The organism is Halalkalibacter okhensis, assembly GCF_000787375.1.
GTDB lineage: Bacteria > Bacillota > Bacilli > Bacillales > Bacillaceae_D > Halalkalibacter > Halalkalibacter okhensis.
The window spans coordinates 1-10,700 of the sequence record NZ_JRJU01000071.1 but is presented as its reverse complement, the minus strand read 5'-3'; the positions used below and the strand labels follow the sequence as shown (position 1 = coordinate 10,700).

The 10,700-nt window shown below is 39.9% G+C and carries 11 protein-coding genes, 1 tRNA gene and 1 other RNA gene; 4 read left to right on the top strand and 9 right to left on the bottom strand.

Going from position 1 to position 10,700, the window contains the following annotated elements:
- Nucleotides 1-173 precede the first annotated feature (173 nt).
- The 9 genes from LQ50_RS23745 to LQ50_RS23710 all read right to left on the bottom strand — a co-directional run bounded on the left by LQ50_RS23745 (nt 174) and on the right by LQ50_RS23710 (nt 6,380).
- Nucleotides 174-437, bottom strand: a complete 264-nt coding sequence (locus LQ50_RS23745; RefSeq protein ID WP_034634151.1) for a pro-sigmaK processing inhibitor BofA family protein — start codon at nt 435-437, stop codon at nt 174-176.
- A gap of 68 nt (nt 438-505) precedes the next feature.
- Nucleotides 506-727 (bottom strand): YaaL family protein, encoded by a 222-nt coding sequence (locus LQ50_RS23740; RefSeq protein WP_237563788.1) that lies wholly within the window; start codon nt 725-727, stop codon nt 506-508.
- 58 nt (nt 728-785) lie between these two features.
- Nucleotides 786-1,382 carry a recombination mediator RecR gene (recR, locus tag LQ50_RS23735; protein WP_034634150.1) on the bottom strand — a complete coding sequence of 199 codons (597 nt, stop codon included), beginning with the start codon at nt 1,380-1,382 and terminating at the stop codon, nt 786-788.
- 11 nt (nt 1,383-1,393) lie between these two features.
- Complete coding sequence (locus tag LQ50_RS23730) at nt 1,394-1,705, bottom strand: YbaB/EbfC family nucleoid-associated protein (protein ID WP_034634149.1); 312 nt, start codon at nt 1,703-1,705, stop codon at nt 1,394-1,396.
- Nucleotides 1,706-1,725: 20 nt separating this feature from the next.
- On the bottom strand, nt 1,726-3,414 hold the full coding sequence (gene dnaX, locus LQ50_RS23725; protein ID WP_034634148.1) for a DNA polymerase III subunit gamma/tau: 1,689 nt from the start codon (nt 3,412-3,414) through the stop codon (nt 1,726-1,728).
- 169 nt (nt 3,415-3,583) lie between these two features.
- Nucleotides 3,584-3,849, bottom strand: an RNA gene (gene ffs, locus LQ50_RS24700) — signal recognition particle sRNA large type.
- 100 nt (nt 3,850-3,949) lie between these two features.
- On the bottom strand, nt 3,950-4,420 hold the full coding sequence (gene tadA / locus LQ50_RS23720) for a tRNA adenosine(34) deaminase TadA (protein WP_152608285.1): 471 nt from the start codon (nt 4,418-4,420) through the stop codon (nt 3,950-3,952).
- Nucleotides 4,421-4,503: 83 nt separating this feature from the next.
- Nucleotides 4,504-4,596 (bottom strand) — tRNA-Ser (locus LQ50_RS23715).
- A 161-nt stretch (nt 4,597-4,757) separates the two neighbouring features.
- Nucleotides 4,758-6,380 (bottom strand): glutathione ABC transporter substrate-binding protein, encoded by a 1,623-nt coding sequence (locus LQ50_RS23710; protein WP_034634147.1) that lies wholly within the window; start codon nt 6,378-6,380, stop codon nt 4,758-4,760.
- A 366-nt stretch (nt 6,381-6,746) separates the two neighbouring features.
- Here LQ50_RS23710 and LQ50_RS23705 point away from each other — a divergent pair, with 366 nt between their 5' ends.
- From LQ50_RS23705 to LQ50_RS23690, 4 genes are read left to right on the top strand one after another with little or no spacing between them, the layout of a single operon-like run.
- A complete protein-coding gene (locus LQ50_RS23705; RefSeq protein WP_034634146.1) occupies nt 6,747-7,643 on the top strand; it encodes an ABC transporter permease in 897 nt (298 codons plus the stop codon).
- 17 nt (nt 7,644-7,660) lie between these two features.
- Nucleotides 7,661-8,602 carry an ABC transporter permease gene (locus tag LQ50_RS23700; protein WP_034634145.1) on the top strand — a complete coding sequence of 314 codons (942 nt, stop codon included), beginning with the start codon at nt 7,661-7,663 and terminating at the stop codon, nt 8,600-8,602.
- 33 nt (nt 8,603-8,635) lie between these two features.
- Nucleotides 8,636-9,685, top strand: coding sequence for an ABC transporter ATP-binding protein (locus LQ50_RS23695; protein WP_034634144.1), 1,050 nt, complete (start codon nt 8,636-8,638; stop codon nt 9,683-9,685).
- Nucleotides 9,660-10,670, top strand: a complete 1,011-nt coding sequence (locus LQ50_RS23690; protein WP_202595414.1) for an ABC transporter ATP-binding protein — start codon at nt 9,660-9,662, stop codon at nt 10,668-10,670. The genes LQ50_RS23695 and LQ50_RS23690 overlap by 26 nt, the downstream gene beginning before the upstream one ends.
- The last annotated feature ends 30 nt before the right edge of the window (nt 10,671-10,700 follow it).

The window sequence follows — 10,700 nt, the reverse complement described above, 5'->3', positions numbered from 1 at the left end:
TCAAAAACAAAATGTAATGTCAAATTGTTTTTTTATTTGCTTTTCAAATCGTTTTGGCGACAAGAAATAATATACCACACACCTAATTAATAATGCAACAATAAAATAAAAAAAGACAAAAAAAATGAACTGCTTACGTAACAGTCCAATTAAAGGTTGAACTTTTTCCCCCATTAAAGAATAAACTGTTTAATGACAATAAGAAGAACAACACCTGGCACACCTAGTAAACCAGAAACAGCCGCTGTTATTCCATTAATCGGAATATAAAAGTCAACGAAAGACCCAAATGCATTTACAAAAAAAAGCATAAGTGCACCTATTACTACTTTGACAACCACATTCCCCAAAAAACGAACCGGCTTTAACGGAGCTCCAACTACTAGTAGAATGACTACCAACCCCGCAAGTATAGAAATTAAAACGATCGGATCCATTTTTTCACCTCATTTAAGCTTGTCTTATTGATTCTTATGCTGACAAACACAAAAAAAGAACAAACTACTTAGCGCAGTTCGTTCTTACTCACCTTTTGGTTTCTTGCCTCTCTTAACAAGAATGAATAAACAGCCTCTGATACTTTTGCCCTGTTTAACACATCATCAGATGGATCAATGCTTCTTTGAATAAGTTGCTTTTCACTATCGAGCTTTTCTTTCTGTCCTTCAAGATACTTAAATAAATGAGCGTTTTCCTGTTTACGAAGTTTTTGTTTTTTACGAAACAAGATACAATCCACCTTATCCTGTAATCTATTTAATAAAAAAACATTCTAACATACGATATTACAATTCTCGTCGCCCTTCGATAGCCCTTGAAAGTGTAACTTCATCAGCATACTCTAGGTCACCACCGACCGGAAGCCCATGAGCAATTCGAGTTACTTTGATCCCCGTCGGTTTTACAAGTCTCGAAATATACATCGCCGTGGCTTCTCCCTCAATCGTTGGATTGGTTGCGATAATTACTTCTTGTATCGTATCATCCTGAAGTCGTTTCAACAGTTCAGGAATCTTTATATCTTCAGGTCCAATTCCATCCATTGGAGAAATTGCTCCTTGGAGTACGTGGTAATCACCGCGATACTCCTTCATCTTTTCCATCGCTATAACATCTTTTGCTTCTTGGACAACACAAACTAAAGATTTATCTCGATGTTGATCCTCACAAATCCGGCAAGGATCTGTGTCGGTTATATTATGACACACGGAACAATAAGTTAGATTCCGTTTCGCATTAACTAATGCTTTAGCAAAATCAAGAACATCGTCTTCCTTCATATCTAAAACAAAAAAAGCCAGGCGGCTAGCCGTTTTAGGTCCGATACCTGGCAATTTCATAAATCCTTCGATTAACTTAGCTATTGGTTCAGGATACTGCAACTTGTCCCCTCCTAGAACATTCCAGGAATATTCATTCCTTTAGTGAACTTACCCATATCTTGCTCTACTAGCTCATCCACTTTTTTCAGCGCTTCATTAGTAGCAGCTAAAATAAGATCTTGCAACATATCTACATCATCTGGGTCAACCACATCTTCTGAAATAGTCACATCTAAAATACGCTTATCTCCACTAGCAACCACCTTTACCATTCCACCGCCAGCTGTCGCTTCAACCGTTTTCTCTTTCAACTCCTCTTGCGCTTTCGCCATCTGCTTTTGCATTTTTTGCATTTGCTTCATCATATTACCCATGTTTTTCATCAATAAAAACCTCCCGTATTTTACGAATCACTAAATTCAATTAAATCCTCACCAACTAGCTTTACTGCTTCGTCCACTAAAGAATTGCTTCCTTCCTCTTCTTTAGTGGAGCCTTTTTGTTCCGCTACATAATCCTCTTTCACCTGTTCCCAATGCGCTTGAAGAAGAGTAGCAAACGTTGACTGCCCATTCAGAGCTTCTTGAATGATTGCTTCTAAAACTTCTCGAAACTTTGTATCCATCATATCACGATGCATTTCATTTTGGAACGCCAAGACCACTGTAGATGCAGAAGAGGCTACCGGCTTACAATCACTTAACCACGCATGGGCCGGAACGCTCTTTACTTTTATCCGTTCCATTACGTCACCCCATCTAGAAGTGACCAATTGCAATTGACGCTTATCAGCTTCTTTTAACGTTTCTTTTACCCTAGCTGCACCACTCCGAGCTTGTGCAGGAGCCTTCTTTACTCTTCTTTGTTTAGGAGCTTGACCTTCTTCTGTTTGAGTAACGATATTACCAACTTGAACATTTTCTAGTTTCTTTTCAAGTGAAGCGATCTTCGTTTTTAATTCCTCCACTTCAGTTGAAGATGGAGAACTTGATGCTACGACATTACTCTCTTTTTGATTCACTAACTTTAACAAAGCAAGTTCTAAAAAGATTTTCGGATGCGCAGACCACTTCATTTCTTGTTGACTTTCATTCAAAGATTCAATGGCCGCATACAACCAATGAACATCCACCCTGCTAGCTAACCCCTTAAAATGTTCATCTACTTTGGCACGCTCCAACAGATCTTCTGCCTTAGGAGCATTTTTAAAAAGGAGCAAATCCCTAAAGTAGTAAATTAAATCTTCGACAAAACGATTTGGATCTTTTCCGTCCTGCAAGAGTTGCTCTAATTGACTAAGTGCCGCTAATGTATCCCCCTCTTCTATAGAAGAAACGACATTTGTTAGCGCCTGTTGTGACACAGCACCAGTTACAGCGAGCACATCATTTAACTTAAGACTTTCATCAGCAAATGAAATAGCCTGGTCCAATAAACTCAATGCATCTCGCATGCCACCTTCTGCTGCTCTAGCAATCATAAAAAGGGCATCTTCATCAGCGATGATAGAGTCATGCTCAAGAATGAATTGCATTCTAGAAACAATCGCTTGGTTTGTGATCCGTTTAAAATCAAACCGTTGACATCTAGAAATAATCGTTAGTGGTATTTTGTGAGGCTCAGTTGTAGCCAAAATAAATAACACATGCCCAGGCGGCTCTTCAAGTGTTTTTAATAACGCATTAAAAGCACCCGTAGATAACATATGTACTTCATCTATAATATACACCTTATAGCGAACTTCACTCGGTGCAAATTTCACTTTATCACGAATGTCTCGAATTTCATCGACACCGTTATTAGAGGCCGCGTCAATTTCAATCACATCAACAATTGCTCCAGAAGTTATGCCCTTGCATGCTGAACACTCATTACAAGGTTCCGCAACTGGGGCCTTTTCACAATTGATCGCCTTTGCAATAATTTTAGCCGCACTTGTCTTACCTGTACCGCGCGGACCGGAGAACAAATAAGCGTGGGATAATTTTTGTTGTAGTAATGCATTTTGTAACGTTTTCGTTATGTGTTCTTGTCCAACAACATCTTTTAATTGTTGTGGTCTCCATACACGATACAGCGCTTGATAGCCCACTCCCACTTCCTCCTCTTTTTAAACACTCTCTTCTATTATAGCGACTGAAACTCATTTTTTAAAGTAAGATATCAGGTAATTACAGGGCAGACCCAGGAAATAATCACTGATTTCAAAAAAACAAAAAAGCAACTACATTTACGTAGTTGCTTTTTATATAAAATTGATACCGTGCACCCTCTGTTGATAATGCCACCACAGGCGTTACCTAAGCAGTTAGCTCGGCCCAGGCGACTCCACGGCACACGGAAGGGGCCACTTACTGCTGCTTCCTTCCGGACCTGACAGGGTTCATGGGTTTCCGTTGCGTGGAACCCAAGCGTCAACACCACTTACTTAGGGCAGACCCTGCGGTGACAAAACCTAAAGAGGGGATTCAGCCTCGCTACAGCGGATTGCGAGTACAGGGCACCGCTACCTCCCCACCTAGCACGGCAAATTTAATAACATTGTTAGCGCGTCATATCGACGCATTTCCTAGTATAGATGGTTTGTCCTAAAAATGCAACAGTAACAAACTGGAAAATACAATTCCCTATTTAGAGAGCTTCTTTCTTTGGCGCAAAGCACGAAAGAAAACTGTAAGGATCGTACTACACTCATTTTCAAGACAACCAGAAACAACTTCTGTTTGATGGTTAAACCTAGGTTCATCTAAAAGATTCATTAACGTTCCAGCGCAACCAGCTTTTGGGTCAGGAGCTCCAAATACTACTTTTTTTATACGTGATTGAACAATCGCCCCCGCACACATCGGACAAGGTTCTAACGTGACATAAAGTGTACAATCAAGCAAACGCCAACTATCTAAATTTCGACAAGCTTCCTTAATAACAGCGAGTTCAGCATGCGCTAAAGCTTGTTGATCGGTTTCTCTTCGATTGTGAGCAGCCGCAATCAATTCTCCATCCCTAACTAAAACAGCTCCAATAGGAACCTCACCAATCGCTTCAGCTTTCCTAGCTTCCTCTAATGCGACTTTCATCCATTTTTCATCGATACTCACTTGTTTCACTCCACTTTGTACCAAGATAAAAACTTATCAAACAAAAAACACTACCATCTCTGGTAGTGTAACATTTTTATGTATGGCGGAGGAAGAGGGATTCGAACCCCCGCGCGGTTTAACCCGCCTGTCGGTTTTCAAGACCGATCCCTTCAGCCGGACTTGGGTATTCCTCCGCGTTACTGACAAAATTCATTATAAAACAACTTACATGAAAAAGACAAGTGTTTTAAAAAAAAAACGTATTTCTTAGATGAAATACACATGGAAATTTATCCTTTACACTTTCCTAACCTAAAAAAGCAGCTCACTCATTCGAGTAAGCTGCCACTCCCTACTATTGTAGAGTTACATCTTGAAGCATAAGGATTCCAGTTGGATGCTGCCATAGACCTTGTACACTATCACTAACACCTAAAAGGAACTCTTGGTGGTGAATGTATAGCATTGGAGCTTCATCAACGAGAATTTCTTGTGCATCTTTATAAAGAGCTGCACGCTCTTCTGGGTCTGCATTTTGACGAGCTTGATCTAAAAGCTCATCAAGTTCAGGATTACTTAAGAATGTACGGTTACCAGGCTCACCGTGGTTTTCTGAGTGGAATAATGCATACATACCATAGTCAGCATCACCTGTTACAGTAGACCAACCAAGAACGAACATATCATGCTCACCATTAGCAGTATTCTCTAGGTAAGCACCCCACTCTACAACTTCGATACTAACGTCAATACCGATTTTTTCTAACTCAGCTTGAACGAAAGTAGCAGCGTCAATACGCTCACGGTTATCATTTGTCCAAAGAGTAGTTGAGAAACCATCTTCATAACCAGCTTCAGCTAATAAAGCTTGAGCTTCTTCTACGTTATATTCAAGACCTGAAACAGAATCATCATAACCAAATACATCTGGAGCTAAAGGACCGATAGCTGGAATACCAGCACCATCGTAAATTCCTTCGATGATTGCATCTTTATTGATAGCCTTAGAGATCGCTTGACGAACTAATGGGTTATCAAAAGGTTCTTTTTCTACATTGAAACCAATATAAGATAATGAAACACTTGGCTGACGGTTAACAAACATACCATCAGTACCTTCTACACGTGAAACATCAGAAGGACTTAGTGGATCAGAAATGTGAGCTGCACCAGTTTCTAGCTCAGCAATACGAGTTAAATCCTCTGGAACTACTTTGAATGTTACAGAATCAAGCTTAGCATTCTCGCCCCAGTAATCTTCGTTACGTACTAATTTAATTTCAGTACCAGGAGTCCAAGAATCAAACTTGAAGTATCCAGTACCTACAGGGCTTTCACTGATCTTACTTCCTGGATCAGCGCCACCTTCCATTGCTTCATAATCTTCAGCAATTAAATCACCAGAGATCATACCACCACCATTGTGCGCAAGGTGTGCAGGAAGTGGTGCGAAAGGAAACTCAGTTGTAATACGAACTGTGTGTTCATCTACTACTTCTACATCAGTGATCATATTAAAGATAAATTGACGAGGAGAAGCAACATCTGGATCAAGGATACGATCTAAGTTAGCTTTTACAACGTCAGCAGTAAAATCAGAACCATCATGGAATTTAACACCTTCACGAAGGTAGAACTCCCATGTTAAGTCATCAATCATTTCCCAACTTTCTGCCAATCCAGGTTGAAGGTCCATGTTTTCATCTTGCTCTACAAGTGCTTCGTAAATGTTTTGAGCAACATTACTTGATGGAGTGTCATTTGAACCATGTGGATCAAGCGCAACAGCATCAGATAAGTTAGCAATTACTAGATCGCCACCTTCTCCGCCTTCAGTTGTACCTTCAGTACCTTCTGCCTCTTCTTCTCCTTCTGCAGGAGCAGGAGTTGCATCTGGCTCACTAGCACATGCAGCCATGAATACGCTGAACGCTAACAAAAGAGCCAAAAAGAAAAACGAATTTTTTGACATTTTCATCAAAAAATACCCCCTATTTAGTTTATTAGTCTTTGTTTTAAAACCAATATTACTATATCGCAAGAAAATAAAGAATACAAGTCCTTTTTTCTGAAAATTACTTTGCTAGAAAACTTGACAGACTGTTCAACAAAGTGAAATTTTTCTGATAATAGTGGTTTAAGATAACACTGAAAACTCGACAGCGTTTGCAAGATTAGTAGTATCATTATATTCCAATAGTAACATTGTCATTGTAAATACCGCTCAGCATGTTATAATTAGAATTTGTGAAATAGTATTTATCTTGTCGAATAAGGTCGAATTTTCTGACTTTATCACAAGGTGGAGATATAAAAAAATAATAAAAAAGAAAGGGTGTATGTTATGAGCGAACAAAGTATTAATAACGCTGAAACATCAAGTCGGCCTCCTAGCCCAACTGCTCAAAGATGGATGAGTTTTTACAAGAAATTACGTAAAAATAAAGCAGCTATGGTCGGTGGCATTCTCATTATCTTCTTTATATTAGTTGCGACATTAGGACCATCATTTACACCATATGAGCCAAATGTCCAAAACCACGTTAATAAATTAGCTAGTCCATCAGCTGAACATTGGTTTGGAACAGACCATCACGGTCGTGACATTTTTAGTCGTATTATTCATGGGATGTCGATCACTTTATATGTAGGGTTCTTTTCTGTATTAATCGGTGCAACCATTGGTGTATTTCTGGGAATCATTTCTGGATATTACGGTCGAATGGTGGACACTGTCATCATGCGTGTGATGGACATTTTACTTGCTTTCCCTGGTATCTTACTTGCCTTAGCAATTGTTAGTGTGCTAGGCGGAAGCTTAAATAACGTTATAATTGCTGTTGGTATTTTCTCTATCCCTGTTTTCGCACGTATCGTACGTGGATCTACGCTTGCCGTTCGTAAACTAGAGTATATTGATGCGATGAGAGCATTAGGTGCAAGTGATGCGAGAATTATCTTTAAACACATCTTACCTAATGTAACTTCTCCATTAATCGTTCAAGGAACATTAAGTATTGCAACATCCATCTTAACAGCCAGTGGCCTTTCGTTTTTGGGTATGGGTGCTCAACCACCTACGCCAGAATGGGGAGCTATGTTAAGTGGAGGGCGAAACTATATGTGGGATGCACCCCATGTTGCCTTCTTCCCTGGTGTCGCAATTGTAATTGTTGTACTAGCCTTCAATATCTTTGGTGATGGCTTACGAGATGCGTTAGACCCTAAAATGAAAAACTAGAAAAGAGGTGCGAAAACATGTTTACATTTATCATAAGACGTCTAATCCAGACGATTCCGGTCTTAATTGGTGTTACTATCTTAACATTCAGCTTGATGCACCTCATTCCTGGTGATCCAGCTCAAATTATGGCAGGTGAAAGTGCTTCTACAGCTCAAATAGAACAAATGCGTGAAAGGCTTGGATTAAATGAACCAATCCCTGTTCAATATGCAAAATATGTCTCGGGTGCCGTACAAGGTGACCTTGGAAATTCGATCCGTAGTGGTCGTCCAGTTGCTCAAGAAATATCAGGACGTTTTTGGGTAACCGTTGAGCTAGCTATATACAGTACGATATTAAGTGTATTTATCGGATTAATTGCTGGTGTCATTTCAGCGACAAAGCATTATACATTTACTGACGTTGCTATTATGATTGTTGCATTATTTGGTTTATCGATGCCTAACTTCTGGCTTGGACTTATGTTAATTCAATGGTTTGCGATTGGGTTTGATATAGGGCCGATTAACACCGGTTGGTTTGCGGCTTCTGGTTGGGGCTCATGGCAACAAATTGTCTTACCAGTTATCACGTTAGGAACAGCTGGAGCAGCAATTATTGCTCGTATGACACGTTCTAGTATGCTTGAAGTTATTGGACAAGATTATATCCGTACAGCCCGCGCTAAAGGGGTTAAAGAACAAGTTGTTATTTATCGTCATGCTTTAAAAAATGCGATGATTCCAGTTGTAACGGTTGTTGGTCTTCAATTTGGTTCATTGCTTGGTGGCGCCGTTCTAACAGAAATGGTATTTGCCGTTAACGGGATGGGACGTTTAATCATTGATGCTATTCGTGCACGTGACTTCCCTATCGTACAAGGAACAGTCCTTGTATTCTCATTAATATTCGTAGCCGTAAATTTACTTGTAGATATAGCGTATCGCTTCTTAAATAAACGAATTGATTTGAATTAATTGAATATTAAAATGCGAAAGGTGTGAAACCTTATGACGACAAAGATCGATAACAAGACTGAATCGATTCTTGAAGTTCGTGACCTCCGCACGTCGTTTTTCACCGAAAACTTTGAGGTGAAAGCTGTCGATGGTGTCAACTTTTCTGTGCCGAAAGGAAAGACACTAGGAGTTGTTGGTGAGTCTGGTTCTGGTAAGAGTATTACATCACTTTCTATTCTCAGACTTATTCAAAACCCAGGTAAAGTTGTGGGTGGTCAAGTTCTATTTAAAGGAACAGATCTTCTTGAAAAAACAGAAGGACAAATGAGAAAAATTCGTGGAAATGAAATTTCAATGATCTTCCAAGAGCCAATGACCTCGTTAAATCCTGTTTATACTGTTGGTCAACAAATTGGTGAATCATTTCAAATTCATGAGAAATTAAATAAAAAGCAATCAATTGAGCGATCCATTGAAATGTTAAAACTAGTTGGAATCCCTTCTCCTGAAAAACGTGTTCACCAATATCCGCATGAGCTTTCAGGGGGAATGCGTCAACGTGTTATGATTGCGATGGCCTTAGCTTGTAACCCAGAGTTATTAATTGCTGATGAGCCAACAACAGCGTTAGACGTGACGATTCAAGCGCAAATTTTAGAGTTAATGAAGGATCTTCAAAATCGTTTAGGCATGTCTATTATTATGATCACACATGACCTAGGCGTTGTAGCTGAAACATGTGACTATGTCGCTGTTATGTATTGTGGGAAAGTCGTCGAGTACGCATCTGTTGGTGAACTATTCCGTAATCCAAGACATCCTTATACAGTTGGACTACTCAACTCGTTGCCGCGTCATGATGTTGATTTAGTAGATGAAGAGTTATCAGTTATTAAAGGTGCTGTTCCAAGCCCTGCTGATATGCCTATAGGCTGCCGCTTTTCACCACGTTGTCCGTATGCAAGTGACATCTGTGTAAATCGTCTTCCTGAACTTGAAGAAGATGAAAATGGGAACCAAATTCGTTGCTGGATCTACTCAGACGAGTGGGATGGCGATCCGGAGGTGAATGTGTATGAAAAAAGAACTACTGAAAGTTAAAGATTTAAAACAATACTTCCCGATTAAAGGTGGAATGTTAGGTCGTACTGTTAACCATGTTAAAGCCGTGGATGGTGTAACATTTGATGTCTACGAAGGGGAAACAGTAAGTATCGTAGGGGAGTCTGGTTGCGGTAAATCAACAACAGGACGTGCTATTCTTCGTCTTGATGAGCCTACATCTGGTGAAGTTGTTTTTGACGGTGATGACTTGTTGTCATTAAATAAAGCGCAAATGCGTAAAAAGCGTAAAGATCTACAGATCATTTTCCAAGATCCTTATGCATCGATTAATCCACGTCACACAGTACGTCAAATCTTAGATGAAGCGTTAGAGATCCAAAATGTTGTTCCAAAATCACAACGCAACGATAAAATTCGTGAACTAATGGAAACGGTCGGTCTTGGACCTCACCAAATTGATCGCTTCCCGCACGAGTTCAGTGGCGGTCAGCGTCAGCGTATCGGAATTGCTCGTGCATTATCTGTTGATCCGAAACTAATCATCTGTGACGAAGCTGTTTCAGCGCTTGACGTTTCAATTCAAGCACAGGTCATAAACTTATTAAAGAAATTACAACGTGAATTTAAATTAACGTATTTATTTATTTCTCATGACTTAGGGGTTGTCCGTCATATTTCTGATCGAGTTATCGTTATGTACCTTGGACGCATCGTAGAAATCGGTGATAAAACGTCGGTTTTCGATAACCCGCAGCACCCTTATACGAAAGCTCTACTTTCAGCCATTCCTGTACCGGAACCAGGCAAAAAGAAAGAACGAGTAATTTTAAAAGGGGACGTACCTTCACCTATTAATCCTCCAGAAGGCTGTCGTTTCCACACTCGCTGTCCATTTGCTACAGACCTGTGTACAACAGACACACCGGAGCTAAAAGCCGAGGATTACATGAAAGAAGGCCACCTAGCCGCATGTCACTACATGGACGAAATCGAGTCAGGTAAGCATAAACCTAAGTACTAGATCACAAAAAAACAGACCGCCCTTTGGTCT